The organism is Frateuria sp. sgz306004, from assembly GCF_057750885.1.
In genome coordinates this window covers 129,333-146,757 of record NZ_JBYLFE010000005.1, presented here as the reverse complement: position 1 = coordinate 146,757, position 17,425 = coordinate 129,333, and the positions used below count along the sequence as shown (strand labels likewise).

Below are 17,425 nucleotides of genomic sequence, written 5' to 3'. Positions count from 1 at the left end.
GGATTGGGTGTCAGCCATCAATTTTGACGCGCACTTCCAGATATAGACCACGATAGGCGCTTACCAGGCGATCCAGCGGAAACGACCGGTTTCTTCCGCTTGGATTGGGCAGCACCCAGACGGGCGTGTCGCTTATGCGATCAGGCTGGCGACCCCAGTCGATATGGCGTTGGCCTGTCATGCCGGCATAGGCCGCCTTGCCAAGGAAGGCGACAAAGCGCGGTCTATAGCGCGTAATCTTCCGCTCGAACTCGATGGCGGCCGCGGTGAACTCGTCTGGCGACAGTTCATCCGCGCCTCTGGTGGCTCGAGCCACCACCGACGTGATGCCGCATCCATATTCCAGCAACAGGCGATCGTCCTCTGGCGATATCTCGGCAGGCGTAAAGCCCGCCCGATGCAATACGGGCCAGAACCGGTTGTTCCTTCCAACGAAATGATGTCCTGCCACCGCCGCGGCTAGCCCTGGGTTTATGCCGCAGAAAAGGACATCCAGCTCTTTGGTAATCACATCGGGTAGTCGTTGGGTCACAAGGCGCCCTTAAAGCAACGATGGCCGCGGGTTTCATTTGCGCTTGAGCTTTGTGTGCATCGAGCTTTCCGCGTGCACATCATTGGCACATGACGTTGGCTGCCTTCTGGGCAAGCTTCCTCAGTTCGTTGCGCGGTGTTCCCGAGCGAGCACGTACCGCCAGGGTTTGCATCGTCGCGGTTGCCAGCATCGCAAGTGCCTTAGGGTCGGCGGCGGGCTTCAGTTCGCCCTTTTGAAGGGCCTTCTTGAACCGCGCTTCAAAGTCGGCGTCCAGCTTGCGAAAGCCCTCGGCAACGATGTTCCGGATCTCAACATCGCCGGGTGCTTCGGTGATGGCTGTGGCCACCACAAAGCAACCAAGCACGTGCTCGTCACCCGAAAAGTAGATGGAAAGCGCAGCGTCATAGACACGCATCAGCGTCTCAGCCAATGGCTTGTCGGCGGAGAGCGCCTCATGTAACGCCGCGAATTTCCGCGCCCAGTAGTGGCGCAGTGCCTTTACGTAGATATCGTGCTTGTCACCAAAGGCCGCTCGGAGGCTAGGGCGATTCATGCCCGTGGCGGCGGAGATATCGTCGAGCGACGTGCCGGCGTAGCCGGCTTTCCAGAAGGCGTTCGCCGCCTGGCGCAGCGCGATATCCGGCTCATAGGCTCGGGGGCGTCCGCGGGGGCGTTTTACGGCCTTATCTTTTTTTATTCCATCTTGCATAAAAATACTTGACCGGTGGATTTGCCAGGAATATTATACGTAACAGTACAAAATTCAAGCAGCGCCAGGGACCGGCAGGGCAGTCCCGGACGGGCTCGTCAGTGAGTAGGTCTCGAATCGTGGTGGCCCAGGGTGAGCCGTCGCGACGTTCAGCGGAAACAGCGCGTTAGCGATGGCAAGTGCTATCGCTACAGGGTGTCTTGTGCCTGTGAAACGCGGCTTTGGTGGCACCCAACTCTCTCTACTGGTTCTTTTCGACTCCCATGAATGTCAAACAACTCGATGAGATCGCGATTTATCCCGGCGCCGCCGAAGCCACGCGCCCGAGCATGAGCGCGTACTGGCGCAAGCCGCTGATGCTGGCGTTACCTCTGATGCTCGTCATCGGGGGCGGCGGCGTGTATCTGGCTGGAAAGCGGTACGTCACCACCGACGATGCGTTTGTTCGAGCCGCCAGGGACTCGATCAATGCGCGCGTGTCGGGCCAGGTCGTGCAGATCGCAGTTAAAGACAACGAGCCTGTACGGAAAGGGCAGCTGTTGTTTCGCATCGACCCCGAGCCCTATCGGATCGCGGTAGAGCAAGCCATGGCGCGGTTGGGTAGCGCGCGTTTGCAGATCGAGGCGCTCAAGGCAACGTACCGCCAACAATTGGCTGAACTCCAGTCGGCGCGAGATTCGGCGGACTTCGCTGGGCGGGAGTTCGAACGCAAGAAAGCCCTGCTTGCCTCCGACTTCGCGTCGCGCGCCGCTTATGAGCAGGCGGAAACCGATCTGAAAGTGGCGAGGCAGCGCATTACCTCCGCGCAGGAGCAGGTAGCTAGTACGGTGGCTGGCCTCGCGGGCCATCCGGACATCGACGTTGACCGGCATCCTGCCGTGCGGGATGCCCAGGCACAGTTGGATCGCGCAAGGCTTGATCTCTCTTACGCCGACGTCGTGGCGCCTGACGATGGCATCGTCACCAGGGTGGATGATCTCCAGGTGGGCGACTTCGTAAACGGGGGCGCCGCGGTGTTCTCGATGATGTCGAGTCGCGATGTCTGGGTCGAGGCGAATTTCCGCGAAACTGGGCTGACGCATATGCGGCCAGGTCAAGCCGCGACCATTCAAGTCGACGCCTATCCGGGACACACGTTCAAGGCACACGTGGTGAGCATGAGCCCGGGAACGGGCTCGGAGTTCGCCGTGCTGCCGCCGGAGAACGCCACAGGCAACTGGGTAAAGGTGGTGCAACGACTGCCAGTGCGGCTTGAACTGGACGCGGTCGATGCCAAATGGCCGCTTTACTCTGGCATCAGTGTCTATGCGCGTGTGGATACCGCGTCGACAGCGTCTGCGACAGGAGCGGCGCGGTGAGCGCCGACGCTCGCCCGCGCGACCTAGTGTGGCGTCATCGTGCGCTCATCGCGGCGGGCGTGCTCGCCACTTACATGCAGGCGTTCAACATCTCGGTGCCGAACGCGGCGGTATTGCATCTGCAGGGTGGCCTGTCGATGACCGATGACGAGATCGGCTGGGTTTTCTCTTCCTACATTGCGGCAGGCGCATTGGTCATGCCGATGACGCACTGGCTCGCGGGTCGGTTTGGGCGTAAGCGGGTATTCCTGATCTCCTTGGCGCTCTTTGGGCTGGGCTTGGTGCTAGACACGCTTGCCACGGCGCCGCTGGGGTTCGTCGGTGCCCGCATCGTTCAAGGCGCGGCCAGCGGCACGTTAGCGCCGTTGTCCATGGCCATATTGCTCGACGAGCTGCCCCCACTTAGGCACGGGCATATCGGGCCGACGTGGAGCGTCACGGCCATGCTGGGCATCGTCAGTGGCCCGGCGGCGGGCGGCTGGTTAAGCGAGTATCTCGGGTGGCACTCGATCTTCTATGTCAGCCTCCCGGCGGTGGTCGGCATCTTCCTGATCGTGGCTTTCTGTCTGCGCGAGAAGAAAGCGCCGCAGCGCATGCCGTTCGACTTTTTTGGGTTCGTGACGTTCTCCGCCGGTATCGCCGGCCTGCAGATGCTTTTGGATCGTGGCGAGCGCCTTGAATGGTTCGCTTCTATCGAGATTCGTGTCGAGGCGCTGGTTGCGGCGCTGGGCTGTTACTTCTACCTGGTTCACGCCTTCACAAAGAAAAATCACTACCTCAACACCACGGTGTTGCGCGATCGCAATTTCAGTGTTGCCACGGCGATGTACTTCATCTATGGGTTCGTCTTGCTGCCGACGCTGGCGCTTACCTCACCCATGTTGGAGGAGCTGCTGGGGTATCCGGCGGACAGCGCGGGCTATCTGACCTTGCCGCGCGGCGTGGCCTTGGTAGGCAGCTTGATCCTGACGTGGCGCGTACCGGCATGGCTCGATAACCGGCTCCTGGTGCTTGCTGGGGCTATGCTCTCGGCACTCGGAACCTGGCTGATGCTCGGTTACTCGCCCGTGATGGATTCTTTGCCTGTGATGACGGCGGGCGCGGTTCAGGGCGCTGGCTTGGGCATGTTGCTGCCCGCGCTGAGCAGGGCGGCCTTTGCTACGTTGAAACCGGCGAGCCGCCCGGAGGCCACCGTGATCTTCAATCTGGCGCGATTGTTCGGCAGCACGCTGGGCATATCGATCGTGCAGATATTCTTCTACGTCAACACGCAGAGCGTGCATCTGGCGCTTGCCAAGCATGTAAGGCCTTACGGGCCTGTCGCTCATGCAACGGGATCGCTCGCCGGTCGCCAGCTCGCCCAGTTCAACGAGCTGGTGACCGGTCAGGCGGCGGTAGTGGCGGTCATCGGCCAGTTCAAGCTCTTGCTGATTGCCATGCTCGTCGCCAGCCCACTGGTGATCTTCCTGCGCAAACCACGCACAACTCCCTGATAGTGGCGGAGCCGACAATGAATACGGCCAGATTCTCTCTTTACACGCGGGCTGCCAGAAGGGCGCTGTTCGCCGTGCCCGTGCTGATGGTTGTGTCCGGCTGCGTGATGGGCCCTGATTTCGCCCGGCCAGCGACACCGACGTCGCAGCACTATGACGTCGATGCCGAGCGGCGCCTTTCACGCGATGACGATTCCAACGGGGCTGCGCATATCGATTTCGAGAAGAAGATCGATGGCGACTGGTGGCGGGTCTTTGGCTCGGCCAAGCTTGACCAGGCGATGCAGCAGGCGATAGCCGGCAATCTCGATCTGGAAGCAGCCGACGCCACGATCCGCCAGGCAGATGAAGCGGTGGCGGCCACCCGGGGCGGCCTCGCGCCGCAGGTCGACATGGGCGCGAGTGGGGGCAGGCAGCGCACGATCGGTGCGAGCGGGCTTGCAACGTCCAAGTTCTATGCGGTCGGCCCCCAGGTGAGCTTCGACTTCGACGTATTTGGGGGCACCCGTCGCAAGGTGGAGGAGCAGGCCGCGCTGGCCGAGCTTCAACGGCACCGCTTCGACGCTGCGTATCTCACGGTGACCGGCAACGTTGCCACTCAAGCGCTTCTGCTGGCATCCGCCAAGGCGCAGATGCAGGCGGTGCAGACGCTGTTGACCCATGACCGCAAGAATCTCGCGCTGGTGCAGACCGCGCATCAGTACGGCAGCGCGACACAGGTCGACATCGCATTGGCGGCGAGCCAGTTGGCCCAGGACGAAACGTTGCTTCCGCCGCTCGCACAAGAGCGGGACGCGGCGCGTCACGCGCTCTCGGTACTGGCCGGCAAGGGTCCGGCAGATGGGGTGGCGCCCGATTTCGATCTTGCTGATTTCGTGCTGCCCGCGGACTTACCCGTCAGTCTCCCGTCAGAGCTGGCGCGCGATCGCCCCGACATTCTGGAGGCAGAGGCGCAGCTCCATGCGGCGAGTGCAGCTATCGGCGTCGCCACGGCGGATATGTATCCTCACCTGCAGCTTTCGGCGTCGTTGAGCCAGGTTGGCCCTGGTGGCGGAACGCTGTGGGGTCTTGCGGCCGGACTGGCGGGGCCGATCTTTCATGGCGGAACGTTGCAGGCGAACCGGCGTGCATCCATCGACGGCTATGACGCGTCCATGGCGAACTATCGGCAGACAGTGATCGTGTCCTTGGGGCAGGTCGCCGATGTGCTGCAGGCCATCAACCACGACGGGGAGGAGTACGCGGCTGAGGAGCGCGCCCTGGCTGCCGCCAGCGCCAGCCTGCGCTTGAATCAGCAAGGCTATCGCGCCGGCGAGATCGGGGTCCTGCAGGTGTTGGATGCCGAGCGGACTTACCAGCGCGCCTTGATCGATCACATCCGCGCGACGACCGCTCGCTATCTCGACACCGTGCAACTTTCCGTGGCGTTGGGTGGCAACAGCGTCGATGCGTATTCACGCACTGCAAGGGCTCGCTATGAGCGTGTCCCTTCCAATGAAGGGACGGCGCGCGGTCCGTAGCGCCATCCGTCGTTTTTCACCTCAGGTCTGCGGTACATCCACCAGGCTTCCAGCCATCACGGAATGCGCCGCGCAGCATAGCGAATCAGGAGCACAACCATGTCTTCCCCTCGAACCCTTCAACGCGCCGCCTTCCCGCTTCTCGGTGGAATGGGTGAATTGCCCGCACTTGGATTCGGAACCTTGATCCCCGACCCCGTGGCGGCGAAGCGAGCGATCAAGGCCGCACTCCATGCGGGCTTTCGGCATATCGATGCCGCGGAGGCCTACCGCAACGAAGATATCGTCGGCGAGGCGCTTCAGGAATCCTTCGCCGAAGGTGCACTGACGCGTGAGGATCTGTTCGTCACCACCAAACTGTGGAACAACAATCACCGTCCGGAGCGTGTAGGCCCCGCGCTCGACGCAAGCCTGCGACGTCTAAAGCTCGATCACGTGGATGGCTATCTGATCCACACACCCTTTGCTTTCCAGCCTGGCGATGACCAATACCCCAAGGGAGAGGATGGCCAGCCCCTCTACGATGACGGTGTTACCCTGCTGGACACCTGGCGAGCGATGGAGCGCCTGGTGGACGCGGGTAAGACCCGTTTCATTGGCCTCTCGGACGTTCGCCTGGATACGGTGAAGGAGATCTACGCCGCAGCGCGCATCAAGCCCGCCGTGGTGCAGGTGGAATGCCACCCCTATCTGCCCGAGTGGGAACTGCTGGACTTCTGCAAGCAGCATGGGATTGTGTTGTTGGCTTTCGCCCCCTTGGGGCACGGCATGGAGCCGCGAGTGTTGCATGACCCCGTGATCGTGGAGATTGCACATCAAGAGCAGCGCACGCCAGCACAAGTCGCACTGGCGTGGGCCGTGCAGCGCGGCGCCGCGATTCTGACGACGTCGACGAATCCAGACCACATCACCGAGAATTTCGACGTGCTGGCGTTGCCGGAAGACGCCCTGCAACGGATGCGTCACGAGATCACCACCAGGGTTAGGCTCAACCAAGTCGTCGATACGGGCTTGCCTGGGTTCATCCCGCGGGCGCGACAGACCTGACGTCGACGAACGCCGGCGCGCTGTCAGTTTGGCAAGGCTCGGCCATGGCGACGAGTAGTTCGCTTGCCTTGAGTGTTCCGCATGCTATTCCCTTCGGTGGGGACGGTAGCGTGGCGGCGTTCATCGCGCCGCCTTTGGCACGTCGCTCGAGACCGCAACGTGACCCGATGCAGAGGAGTTGGCGATGCTGCATGAGTTCGCTGCTCGCAGCGTGATGAAGCACGCTGCGATCTATCGGATTCGCGGCGCGAGCGCCAGTAAGGACGACGTGCTCGTCCTTCAAGTCGACGAATCGCAAGGACTGCAACGCCGGGTACGGTGATTGGTCGGTTTCAACGAGGCGGATCGAAGGAGCCCGCTTGGTGCACGCCAGGATGGCGATCGCGAGATCTTCGCACGCATGGCCACCGCATTCAAACCGCGGCAATCGTAGGCGCGGCCGAGCCATCGACCGCGCTTCTCGATCCTCTGAAAGATGGCCAGCTGCACATCGGTTACTCGTATCCGAAGGAGCGCAGATACGGCACCTTCAGGCTCCAGGCCGCGCAGCGTTCTCCCTGCGCGTTGCCGACGGGCAAGCCATCAGTAATGCAGATTCAGTTCGGGCACCGCGGGGCGATTGAGTTCGTACAACTCCTGGAACTCCTCCTCGGTCAACTCGTCCGGCGCGTACACTGCCACGCTGTCCCAGACGCGCTCGGTCGGTTTTGGCTGCCGAGGACCGCCCCGCAAGGAAAACACAATCCCGTCACGTTCGATCAGCTCCGGCGCCTCGTCCAGCCGCTCCCTTTTGACGACGTGAGGCGCGACCAAGTAGATGATGGAAATCATGACGGACTCCTATGCCTGCATGCGCATCCAGTGCGGTGTGCTGCTCCAGGCGGGGATGCGCTGCGTCGTGGATGGTTAGGGCGTTGTGACGCGGGTGCCAGAGGAGTGTTGGGCCACAGGGGATGTGGAGGCCGCGTCAACGACTGCCACGCGCGTCGCAGCATAGCGCGGCGGCACCGCCTGGGGAGCGAGCTGCGACGGATAGTCGACATCCCAGTCCTCGCGACCATTGATTCGATTGGGCACGTTTGTCTGGCTTTGTATTTCGGATGCCAGTTGAGGGGATGGGGCGGGTTGAGGGGCCTGTGCGGCAAATAGCGTCTCACCGGTCAGGGCGAGCGCCAGCGCCAAGGCGACGACAACCATGCGTTGGGGTTGGGGGACCACAGTGGGGATGGGTTGGATGCTCATGATTTTGCTCTCGATGGGTTTCGGCGATGTCCGCCTATTGGGTCCTTTTGCCTTCAGTGCGCCTCCACTAGCCGCGCACCTATTTTTGTACCGAGTCGGATATTATTTGCGCGAGTGGCCCGCGTCAAGTAATTTTATGCGGAACGGTATAAAATAGTGTCGGTCATACCAGCGGCGGGTAAACCCATGCAAGACAAAGCAGGCCCCGGCCGCTCGATCTTCGGAGGTGACGGCGCTGCCGTTCAGTTGAAGCTCCTTGATCGGCGATCCCTGTCTGAGTTGGATTGCTCTCAGGTCGCCAGCCATTTCCTCGCGCTGCCGAAAGACGATCGGATGCTGCGCTTCATGCGCCGAATGGAGGTGAGTGACCTTCAGGCATACGCCACCCGCCTCGTATACAGGGCGCATGCGGTTGCCCTGGCCATGTATGAGGGAAGGGCGGTGGCCGTAGCGGAGCTTCATGCCGTATCGGCGGACCCAACTGCCGAATTGGCCTTCAGCGTTGATGTTCCTGCTCGCAGACATGGCATAGGCAGTGCGCTCGTCGCCAGCCTGATCGATGTTGCGCGGAGTTCGTCAATCGCAGAGGTGCGTGCCATCACGCTGCTGGAGAACACCCCGGCACGCCGTTTGCTGATGAAGTGTGGCTTCGCACTTCGCTGCATGGGTGAAGAGTGCGAGGCGCGACTCTTGTTGTGATCAAGTCAAGGCGACCATAGGCATTCCTACTCGTAACCTGCTGCCATGTCCCGCGCTCAAGGCAATACAAAACATGGGATGATGCCTGGGCAAGATGACGTGCTGGCTAAGAATCCAATATAGCGTCGTGTCGACGCTTGCCCGAGGAGTTTCGCTTTGCAAGATTCCATCAAAATCACCAAGGGCATCGATCACTTGGGTCTGACCGTCAGCGATATCGAATTATCGCGACGCTTTTTCGTTGAGTGCCTGGATTGGTCCGTCGTTGGCGAAGCCCCGGACTATCCCGCCGTGTTCGTCTCGGATGGCCTCACCCGATTGACTCTATGGCAGGTCGATAGAGAGGGCGGCTATGTCGCCTTCGACAGGCGAAAGAATCTCGGGTTGCACCACTTCGCGCTCAAGGTGTCGAGCGAGGCAGACCTTTCCGCTGTGTTTGCGCGCGCTTCGGCTTGGCCGGGAGTCGAAGTGGAGTTCGCTCCAAGACTCGTCGGTAATGGGCCGAACATGCATTGCATGCTGCGTGAACCCGGTGGGACGCGAGTGGAGTTTCGGTTCTCTCCTTCGTGATGCCAGGTGGCAGCGGTAAGGGCCGGCTAAACGTGGTGGCACGCCTGTGCGTTTTTCATGGCTGCTACAGCAGGGCGACGCGATGCGCGCTAAATGCGCAAGCGAGAGCAACGTTGCCCACGGTGCCGCCCTGGGACTGTTGGCAAGGTGGCGAGTCGCTTATCGTGAGTGCCAACTTCTAGGCCTAACTAAGGAGGCGCAGGCCATGGACCGCATAGACGCCATGAAGATCTTCGTTGCGGCGCTGGACGAGGGGAGTCTCGCCGGTGCGAGTCGAAAGACAGGCCGATCACCCGCTGCGGTGAGCCGGGCCATCGCTTACTTGGAGGCACACGTGGGTGTGGCCCTGCTTCATCGAACGACGCGTTCGATAAAGTTGAGTGAAGCGGGCGAGCGTTACGCCACGGCGTGCCGAAAGCTATTGATGGATCTGGACGAGGCGGACCGAAGCGCGGCGGGTGAGCGCTCGGTTCCGCGTGGCATCTTGACCATCACGTCTACCGTATTTGTTGGCTCGGAAATCCTGCGCCCGATCGTGGACGCGTTCATGGACAAGTACCCGACAGTCACCGTGCGGCTTTATTTGCTGGAACGAGCGGTCAGCCTGATTGACGAGGGTATGGATCTGGCGCTGCGCATCACGCAATTGTCGGATTCGACACTTGTGGCGCATCGTGTAGGAGAGGCGCGGCGTGTGATCGTGGCATCGCCGCGTTACCTGGCCACCCATCCAAAGATCGAGGAGCCAGCCGATCTCGGTAAGCACCAGATTATCGCCATGGAGCATCTTGGCCAGGAGTCATGGACATTCCCGCCCTTAAAGGGCTCCGCGGTGTCGCGATCGGTATCGTTCACGCCGCGTCTGGTGGTCAATCACGTGCGTACTGCGATTGCCTCGGCGGTGGAGGGGCATGGCGTAACGCGGTTGCTTGCTTTTCACGTGGCGCCGGAAGTCAAAAGCGGTGCGCTGCGGATAGTGCTTCCCGATGACGAACCGGCGCCGCTCCCGGTGAACATCGTCACGCCTTACGGGCGCCTGGCCGTACCCAAAGTGCGCGCCTTTGTCGATTTTGCGCTGCCACGTCTGCGATCGCGCTTTGCCTCTCTCACTTGAGAATGGGGCTTATCGTGGCGGTTGATTCTTCCGCTGCGCGGTAGAGTGACTGCCGCTTGATGGCGATTCTCCTGCCTCTTTCGCGCTCCTAAATTGTGGGCGTCGGCGCCGATGGCCCGATCCATACCTCACCATTTAAGAGAGCAGATCATGAGCAACCACCAGAAAGTCGCCATCGTTACTGGCGCATCCCAGGGTATCGGCGCAGGCCTGGTCAAGGCATTTCGCGACCGCAACTATCGCGTTATCGCCAACTCCCGCTCCATCAAGCAGTCCAGCGACCCTGATGTGATCGCCGTGGCAGGAGATATCGCGAATCGCTCCGTGGCAGAACGCCTTGTGAAGGAAGCCATGTCGCGCTTTGGTCGTATCGACACGCTGGTCAACAATGCCGGCATCTTTACCATGAAGCCGTTTACCGAATTTACCGAGCAGGATTACGCTGACAACATTTCGGTGAACCTGACGGGCTTTTTCCACGTTACTCAGCTCGCCATTGCCGAAATGGTCAAGCAGCGGAGCGGCCACGTCGTGAACATTTCCACCAGCCTTGTCGATCATGCGGTCGATGGCGTGCCCTCCGTGTTGGCGTCACTCACCAAGGGTGGCTTGAGTTCGGCGACCAAATCACTGGCCATCGAGTACGCCAAGCGTGGCATTCGCGTCAATGCCGTGGCTCCGGGAGTGATCAAAACGCCGATGCACGCGCCGGAATATCACGATGTGCTCGCCGGGCTTCATCCTGTCAATCGCATGGGCGACATCGGTGACATTACGAACGCCGTGCTCTATCTCGAAAGCGCTGGGTTCGTGACCGGTGAAATTCTTCATGTCGACGGCGGCCAGAGCGCAGGCCACTAACGCGGACGGCAGGGTGGGCGCCACGCCCACCCTGATGGCAGCCAGGAGAGCATCATGCCTATCGTAAATATCAAGATCACCCGTGAAGGATCGGCGCCCGGTCGAGGTGCGGCCACCGCCGAAGAGAAGGCCGCCCTGATCAAAGGGGTAAGCCAGTTGTTGCTGGAGGTTTTGAACAAGCCACTGGAGTCCACCTTCGTGGTCATTGACGAAGTCGAGCTGGAGGACTGGGGCTGGGGCGGAAAGCCGGTGTTGGCGTTTCGTAAAGAGAAGCTTGGTCAGGGTTAGGGAGGGTCTGATTAATCGTCTTTTTGTTCGTCATTCCTGCGGAAGCAGGAATTCAGTGCCTTTACGTTCAAAGATTTATAGGCACTGGATGACCAGCCCTTCGGCTGTTGAAAGGCGCTTCCAGCATTTGCTGGGATGACGATGAAGATCAGAGCATCCTTTAAGCGCGGCAAATGCGGTAAGGCGGCTCTTCGGCCCTGGGCGCCGCCGATAGAAGGTTGGGGCGGCGTGCGTTGCGGGATTAGGTATGTGCCCGCCCATGGGTGGTGGGCGCCGGCGCTGGATGACCTGGCCGTGCACTCTGTGCGCGCGGTCTGAGGTAACCACTCATCTCGATACGGCGTCCGGATTCTCAGCGTGAACGCGCGACAGCGGCTGGCAGTGTCATGTTCATTCGTGCTGGCCGCTTGACTCTAGACCTGGATCAAGGGTCTAGACTTGACTCCATGAACATTCCCGTCGCTTCCATGACCATCGGGGCCGTCGCCAAGCGCGCTGGCGTGGCGATCGATACGATCAGGTATTACGAGCGCGAAGGGCTGCTGCCGGAGCCGCAGCGTCGCGCTTCGGGCTATCGCAGTTACGGCGATGGCGTGGTGCGTCAGTTGCGCTTTATCCGGCGTGCGAAGGAGTTGGGTTTCACGCTGGAGGAAATCCGCGATCTGCTGGCGCTTTCCGCGGATCGTCAGCGCGGGGTCAAGGCGGTGAAACAACGCGCGAAGACGCGCCTTGCCGCCATCGACGAGCGTATCGCCGAACTCATGCGCGTCCGCGCAGGGTTGGAGCAGTTGATCGATGCGTGTCCTGGGCATGGGTCGCCGGAGGAGTGCCCGATCTTGCGCGCACTGACCGTAGCGGAGGATGCGGTATGAGCACGGAGAAGCACGTTTGTTGTGGCACCCGCACGCCTGGATCCAAGCAAGCGGCGTCCGCTTGCTGTGGCGGCGAGACGGGTGCTTCCACGCATGTGCATGAAGCGCAGCCTCATGCGGACGCCGCGAAAGACCCGGTATGCGGCATGACAGTGGACCCTTCCCGCACCGCCCATCATGTCGAGTACGGTGGGCAGACCTATGACTTCTGCGCGCAGCGTTGCAAGGACAAGTTCCTTGCTGACCCGGCTCGTTACCTGGCACCGCAAGCGCCGCCGCCGTCGATGCCGGCCGGCACCGTGTACACCTGCCCGATGCATCCGGAGGTACAGCAGATCGGTCCCGGCGATTGCCCGAAGTGCGGCATGGCGCTGGAGCCGATGATGCCCAGCCTCGATGCGGATGAGGGCCACGAACTGCGCGCCATGGCGCGACGCTTCTGGACCTTGGCGCTGTTGACCTTGCCGGTGTTCGTGCTCGCCATGGGGCCGCATGTGTTCGGTTGGCATGTGCCGCTGGCCTGGAGCGGCGTGGCCGGATGGGTCGAGGCAGCATTGGCCACCGTGGTGGTGGGTTGGGGCGGCGCACCGTTCTTTGCGCGCGGCTGGCGGTCGCTCAATCCCTGGTCGCCCAACATGTACACCCTGATCGCGCTGGGTACCGGCGTGGCTTGGCTCTACAGTGCAACCGCGTTCCTGCTACCTGAGCTATTCCTGGTAGGCTTTCGCGATATGCATGGACGCGTGGCTGTGTATTTTGAGTCGGCGGCGGTCATCACCACGCTGGTGACGTTGGGCGATTTTCTTGAGCTACGTGCGCGCCGTCGCACCGGCGCGGCGCTCAAGAGTCTCTTGACGCTTGCTCCCAAGACGGCACGTCGACTGGGTGCAGACGGCAGCGAGCAGGACGTGCCCCTGGAGCAAGTTCACCCCGGCGACACCTTGCGCGTGCGCCCGGGCGAAAAAGTGCCGGTGGACGGCGTGGTGCTTGAGGGGCACAGCCATGTGGATGAGTCGATGCTCACTGGCGAGCCTTTGCCTGTCGCCAAGCAGGCCGGCGAGCGCCTCACGGGTGGCACGGTCAATCAGGATGGCGCCTTGCTGATGCGCGCGGAGAAGGTCGGCGCCGACACCATGCTCGCGCAGATCGTGTCGCTGGTGGCCCAGGCGCAACGCAGTAAGGCGCCGTTACAACGCGTGGCTGATCGCGTGGCGGCCTGGTTCGTGCCCGCGGTGGTGGCGGTATCCGCGCTCGCGTTCGCACTGTGGGCGTGGTTGGGGCCGGACCCTAAACTGGCCTATGCGCTGATTGCGGCGGTGTCCGTGCTGATCATCGCGTGTCCCTGCGCCTTGGGCTTGGCAACGCCCATTTCCATCATGGTGGCCAGCGGCCGCGCCGCGCAGAGCGGCGTGCTGTTTCGGGATGCGGCCGCCATCGAGGCACTGCGCGGTATCGATACGTTGGTGGTGGACAAAACCGGCACCCTGACCGAGGGCAAGCCCGCGCTGCGCGATGTGGTGAGCCTGGGCACCTATCCGTTCGATCAATTGCTGGCACTGGCGGCCGCGCTCGAATTGCCCAGTGAGCATCCGTTGGCGCGGGCCGTGGCGGAAGGTGCTCAGGCGCGGCAGGTGAGGGTGCCCAAAGTCGAGGCATTCCGTGCCATCGTCGGCGCGGGTGTCACCGGCCTGGTGGCCGGGCACGCGGTGGTGTTGGGCAATCGACAGGTCCTGGAGGACGCAGGCATCGCAACCGATGCATCCGCGCTGGTGCGCGCCGAAGCCATGCGTGCCGACGGTTGCACAGTGATGTTTCTCGCAGTCAATGGCGTGCTGGAAGGCCTGATCGGCGTGGCGGATCGCATCAAGCCAAGCACGCCGCAAGCTATTCGCGACCTGCATGCGGCGGGGCTGCGCATCGTCATGTTGACCGGTGACACCGCCACGACCGCCCACGCTGTGGCGCGTACCTTGGGCATCGACGAGGTGCACGCCGAGGTATCGCCGGCTGACAAGGCCGCCGTGGTGCGGTCGTTGCGACAAGGTGGGCGTCGCGTGGCGATGGCTGGCGATGGCATCAACGATGCGCCGGCACTGGCGGCAGCGGATATTGGTATCGCCATGGGCACGGGTACGGACATGGCCATAGAGAGTGCGCAGGTAACGCTGGTCAAAGGCGAACTCACCGCCATCGTGCGAGCACGGGCGTTGTCGCAGGCCACCGTGCACAACATCCATCAGAACCTGTTCTTTGCCTTTGTCTACAACGCGGTGGGCGTGCCGTTGGCAGCGGGAGTGTTGTACCCCTGGCTGGGCCTCACCCTGTCGCCCATGGTGGCGGCCTTGGCCATGAGCCTGTCGTCGGTTTCGGTGGTGGGTAACGCCCTGCGCCTGCGCCGCACGCCCTTGTGATGCCTGTCACCCGCGACGGCTGACGGCGAGCCCTGCCGCCCGTAGTAGCCCAGCGGGATGATCCCTTCCGCACCGATGGGGTGCGGGAGGGCCTCACATGAACATCATTCAAGACGCGCGCAGCACACTGGAAAAGCACATGCCCTTGTTGCTGGGCTTGCTGGTGGTGCTGTTGGCGGGGCGGGCATTGAAGAAGACCTTCTGGACGCTGTTCGGTATGTATTGGGTGTTGCGGGCCAGCGGTATCCATTTCTGACCCCTTCGCTCCATGCCTCCGGTTAGGGCGTGGGGTAAATTGGCAGGGGCTGGGGCGGCGCTCATGCTTTAAGCTGTGCGCCCCGATTTGCCCCGGAACATGCCCGTGTCCGCTGCCCGAGCCCTAATCGAGCGTTACTACGACGCCTTCAATCGCGCCGACTGGGAGGCCATGCTGGCCTGCCTGAGCGAGGATGTTGCACACGACATCAACCAGGGCCATCGGGAGGTTGGGCGTGAGACGTTTCGTCGATTCCTGGAGCGCATGAATCGCTGTTATCGCGAGCAGTTGCGCGATATCACGGTGATGGTCAGCGCCGACGACACGCGCGCCGCTGCCGAGTACGTGGTGCACGGCCAGTACCTGGCCGATGACGAGGGTCTGCCGGCGGCGCGTGGCCAGCCATATGTCCTGCCGGGTGGCGCGTTCTTCGATATTCGGGACGGTCGCATCGCCCGCGTGAGCAACTACTACAACCTGCAAGACTGGATCGCCCAGGTGTCGGGCGGCTGAGCGATGGCGGTTACCGTCAAAACCTGCGTGGGCGACGCCGTGCGTCCCTATCTGGACGATCTGGCGCGCCTGCGCATCACGGTATTTCGCGATTACCCCTATCTGTACGACGGCGACATGGCGTACGAACGACGCTACCTGGAAGCTTATGCGCGCTCCCGGCGCAGCGTGTTCGTGCTGGCGCTGGACGGTGACCAGGTAGTGGGCTGCTCCACCGGCATTCCCCTGGCGGACGAGGTGGCGGCTATTCAACAACCGTTTGCGGCGCGCGGCATGCTGCTCGACGAGGTGTTTTATTTCGGCGAGTCCGTACTGCTCAGGGCGTATCGTGGACAAGGCCTGGGCCATCGATTCTTCGAGCAGCGCGAGGCGCATGCACGTCGCCTGTGCGGTTATCGCTGGACAGCCTTCTGCGCCGTGGAGCGCGCTGGCAACGACCCGCGACGCCCCGACGACTATCGCCCGAACGACGCCTTTTGGGCCAAACGTGGCTATCAGCGGCAGGACGATATGTTCTGCACCCTGGACTGGACTGAAACCGGTGCGCTGGAATCCACCGCGCATCGCCTGCGCTTCTGGCTACGCCCGCTGGAGGCATGACTGCATATGGCACATCGCATGACCCGCACGCTCGACGAATGGCTGGCTTATCAGGAGCACGTGAATGTGCGCAGCATCGAGCTGGGGCTCGATCGCGTGCGTGCGGTGTGGCAGCGCATGGGTGCGCCAGCGCCGGCGCGGCGCGTGATCACCGTGGGCGGCACCAATGGCAAGGGCTCCACCGTGGCCATGCTGGAGGCGATTCTGCGTGCCGGCGGTCAACGCGTGGGCTGCTATACCTCGCCGCACCTGCTGCATTACCGCGAGCGTGTGCGCATCGACGGCGCGGACGCCGACGACGCGGCGCTGGTCGCGAGCTTTGAGCGCATCGAGGTGGCGCGCGGCGAGATACCGCTCACCTATTTTGAGTTCGGCACGCTGGCGGCGTTGGATCTGTTTGCCCGCGCCAACCTGGATGTGGCCGTGCTCGAAGTAGGCTTGGGCGGCCGCCTGGACGCGGTGAATCTGGTGGATGCCGACGTGGCCGTGATCACGACGGTGGATCTGGACCATATGGATTGGCTGGGCCCTGATCGCGACAGCATTGGCGTCGAGAAGGCGGGCATTGCGCGGGCAGGGCGGCCCGCGGTGGTGGGCGAGCTCGACCCGCCTGCAGGCTTGTTGCAAGCGTTGCAGCGCATAGGCGCTCGGGTGCAGCGGGCGGGCGAGGATTTCCGGGTGGAGCGGCTGGCGTCAGGGTGGCGCTGGGTTCACCGCGACGGAACGGAACTGACGCTGCCCGACCCGATCCTGGCGGCCCCTGTGCAATACGCCAACGCCGCCAGTGCGCTGGCGGCGCTGCATGCCCTAGCCGGGCTGGATGTGCCATGGGCGGCGGCCGACGTTGCGGAGGCTGCCGCAGCGGGCATCGGTGTGGCGCGGGTGAGTGCGCGCTTGCAGTCGCTGGGCGGCGACCCGGTGCTCATGGTGGACGTGGGGCACAACCCCCAGGCCGCCCGGGCGCTGGCCGAGTGGCTGGACGGGCGATCCGGTGGGCGCGTGCATGCCGTGTACGGCGCCCTGGCGGACAAAGATGTAGTGGGCGTGATTCGTGCGCTGGGCCAGCGTATCGATCAATGGCACCTGGCCGGGCTGGAGCGTGATACACCGCGCGGCCTGTCGGCCCCTCAGCTGGCCGCGCAGTTGGTGCAGGCGTTGCCACAGGCGGTGTTCGACACGCACGACAGCGTGCAGGCGGCGCTTCATGCCGCGCGCCAGGCTGCGCAGCCGGGCGATTGCGTGCTCGCATTTGGCTCCTTTTTCGTGGCGGCGGCCGTATTGGCTGAATCGAATGCCGGTCATGGGGCCTGAGCGGCGACCGGGCCGGTTATAATCGCCAA

20 protein-coding genes are annotated in these 17,425 nt (G+C 62.7%); 16 read left to right on the top strand and 4 right to left on the bottom strand.

Annotation, left to right across the window (positions count from 1 at the left end):
- Nucleotides 1-10: 10 nt before the first annotated feature.
- Both mug and AC3G2C_RS12075 read right to left on the bottom strand, forming a co-directional pair.
- Complete coding sequence (mug, locus tag AC3G2C_RS12080; RefSeq protein WP_488384858.1) at nucleotides 11-511, bottom strand: G/U mismatch-specific DNA glycosylase; 501 nt, start codon at nucleotides 509-511, stop codon at nucleotides 11-13.
- Nucleotides 512-611: 100 nt separating this feature from the next.
- Nucleotides 612-1,241, bottom strand: coding sequence for a TetR/AcrR family transcriptional regulator (locus AC3G2C_RS12075; protein WP_488384857.1), 630 nt, complete (start codon nucleotides 1,239-1,241; stop codon nucleotides 612-614).
- Nucleotides 1,242-1,504: 263 nt separating this feature from the next.
- Between AC3G2C_RS12075 and AC3G2C_RS12070 the strand changes: the two genes are divergently transcribed.
- From AC3G2C_RS12070 to AC3G2C_RS12050, 5 genes are all read left to right on the top strand, one after another.
- On the top strand, nucleotides 1,505-2,599 hold the full coding sequence (locus AC3G2C_RS12070) for an HlyD family secretion protein (protein WP_488384856.1): 1,095 nt from the start codon (nucleotides 1,505-1,507) through the stop codon (nucleotides 2,597-2,599).
- Nucleotides 2,596-4,092, top strand: coding sequence for a DHA2 family efflux MFS transporter permease subunit (locus AC3G2C_RS12065; RefSeq protein WP_488384855.1), 1,497 nt, complete (start codon nucleotides 2,596-2,598; stop codon nucleotides 4,090-4,092). Before AC3G2C_RS12070 ends, AC3G2C_RS12065 begins: the two co-directional genes overlap by 4 nt.
- A 17-nt stretch (nucleotides 4,093-4,109) precedes the next feature.
- On the top strand, nucleotides 4,110-5,612 hold the full coding sequence (locus AC3G2C_RS12060; protein WP_488384854.1) for an efflux transporter outer membrane subunit: 1,503 nt from the start codon (nucleotides 4,110-4,112) through the stop codon (nucleotides 5,610-5,612).
- A 183-nt stretch (nucleotides 5,613-5,795) separates the two neighbouring features.
- The gene (locus AC3G2C_RS12055; protein WP_488384853.1) at nucleotides 5,796-6,659 is read left to right on the top strand and encodes an aldo/keto reductase; all 864 of its coding nucleotides are present in this window, start codon (nucleotides 5,796-5,798) and stop codon (nucleotides 6,657-6,659) included.
- A 184-nt stretch (nucleotides 6,660-6,843) separates the two neighbouring features.
- The gene (locus AC3G2C_RS12050) at nucleotides 6,844-6,981 is read left to right on the top strand and encodes a hypothetical protein (protein ID WP_488384852.1); all 138 of its coding nucleotides are present in this window, start codon (nucleotides 6,844-6,846) and stop codon (nucleotides 6,979-6,981) included.
- 260 nt (nucleotides 6,982-7,241) lie between these two features.
- On the opposite strand, the gene AC3G2C_RS12045 is transcribed toward AC3G2C_RS12050, so the two are convergent.
- The gene (locus AC3G2C_RS12045; RefSeq protein WP_488384851.1) at nucleotides 7,242-7,490 is read right to left on the bottom strand and encodes a hypothetical protein; all 249 of its coding nucleotides are present in this window, start codon (nucleotides 7,488-7,490) and stop codon (nucleotides 7,242-7,244) included.
- Nucleotides 7,491-7,565: 75 nt separating this feature from the next.
- Nucleotides 7,566-7,901: a hypothetical protein gene (locus AC3G2C_RS12040; RefSeq protein WP_488384850.1), complete on the bottom strand. Its 336-nt coding sequence runs from the start codon at nucleotides 7,899-7,901 to the stop codon at nucleotides 7,566-7,568.
- 186 nt (nucleotides 7,902-8,087) lie between these two features.
- On the opposite strand from AC3G2C_RS12040, the gene AC3G2C_RS12035 reads away from it, so the two are divergent.
- From AC3G2C_RS12035 to folC, 11 genes are all read left to right on the top strand, one after another.
- Nucleotides 8,088-8,600, top strand: coding sequence for a GNAT family N-acetyltransferase (locus tag AC3G2C_RS12035; protein WP_488384849.1), 513 nt, complete (start codon nucleotides 8,088-8,090; stop codon nucleotides 8,598-8,600).
- Between the two features lie 156 nt (nucleotides 8,601-8,756).
- Entirely contained in the window at nucleotides 8,757-9,170 is a 414-nt protein-coding gene (locus AC3G2C_RS12030; protein ID WP_488384848.1) for a VOC family protein, read from the top strand.
- Between the two features lie 205 nt (nucleotides 9,171-9,375).
- Nucleotides 9,376-10,284, top strand: coding sequence for a LysR family transcriptional regulator (locus tag AC3G2C_RS12025; protein ID WP_488384847.1), 909 nt, complete (start codon nucleotides 9,376-9,378; stop codon nucleotides 10,282-10,284).
- A 93-nt stretch (nucleotides 10,285-10,377) separates the two neighbouring features.
- The gene (locus tag AC3G2C_RS12020) at nucleotides 10,378-11,145 is read left to right on the top strand and encodes an SDR family NAD(P)-dependent oxidoreductase (RefSeq protein WP_488384846.1); all 768 of its coding nucleotides are present in this window, start codon (nucleotides 10,378-10,380) and stop codon (nucleotides 11,143-11,145) included.
- Between the two features lie 54 nt (nucleotides 11,146-11,199).
- Nucleotides 11,200-11,433 (top strand): tautomerase family protein, encoded by a 234-nt coding sequence (locus tag AC3G2C_RS12015; RefSeq protein WP_488384845.1) that lies wholly within the window; start codon nucleotides 11,200-11,202, stop codon nucleotides 11,431-11,433.
- Nucleotides 11,434-11,879: 446 nt separating this feature from the next.
- On the top strand, nucleotides 11,880-12,305 hold the full coding sequence (locus AC3G2C_RS12010) for a heavy metal-responsive transcriptional regulator (RefSeq protein ID WP_488384844.1): 426 nt from the start codon (nucleotides 11,880-11,882) through the stop codon (nucleotides 12,303-12,305).
- A complete protein-coding gene (locus tag AC3G2C_RS12005) occupies nucleotides 12,302-14,716 on the top strand; it encodes a heavy metal translocating P-type ATPase (protein ID WP_488384843.1) in 2,415 nt (804 codons plus the stop codon). Before AC3G2C_RS12010 ends, AC3G2C_RS12005 begins: the two co-directional genes overlap by 4 nt.
- A gap of 97 nt (nucleotides 14,717-14,813) precedes the next feature.
- Nucleotides 14,814-14,972 carry a hypothetical protein gene (locus tag AC3G2C_RS12000; protein ID WP_488384842.1) on the top strand — a complete coding sequence of 53 codons (159 nt, stop codon included), beginning with the start codon at nucleotides 14,814-14,816 and terminating at the stop codon, nucleotides 14,970-14,972.
- Between the two features lie 99 nt (nucleotides 14,973-15,071).
- Nucleotides 15,072-15,485 carry a ketosteroid isomerase-related protein gene (locus AC3G2C_RS11995; protein WP_488384841.1) on the top strand — a complete coding sequence of 138 codons (414 nt, stop codon included), beginning with the start codon at nucleotides 15,072-15,074 and terminating at the stop codon, nucleotides 15,483-15,485.
- Nucleotides 15,486-15,488: 3 nt separating this feature from the next.
- Nucleotides 15,489-16,085 carry a GNAT family N-acetyltransferase gene (locus AC3G2C_RS11990; RefSeq protein WP_488384840.1) on the top strand — a complete coding sequence of 199 codons (597 nt, stop codon included), beginning with the start codon at nucleotides 15,489-15,491 and terminating at the stop codon, nucleotides 16,083-16,085.
- An 18-nt stretch (nucleotides 16,086-16,103) separates the two neighbouring features.
- Nucleotides 16,104-17,396, top strand: coding sequence for a bifunctional tetrahydrofolate synthase/dihydrofolate synthase (gene folC / locus AC3G2C_RS11985; RefSeq protein ID WP_488384839.1), 1,293 nt, complete (start codon nucleotides 16,104-16,106; stop codon nucleotides 17,394-17,396).
- Nucleotides 17,397-17,425 lie beyond the last annotated feature (29 nt).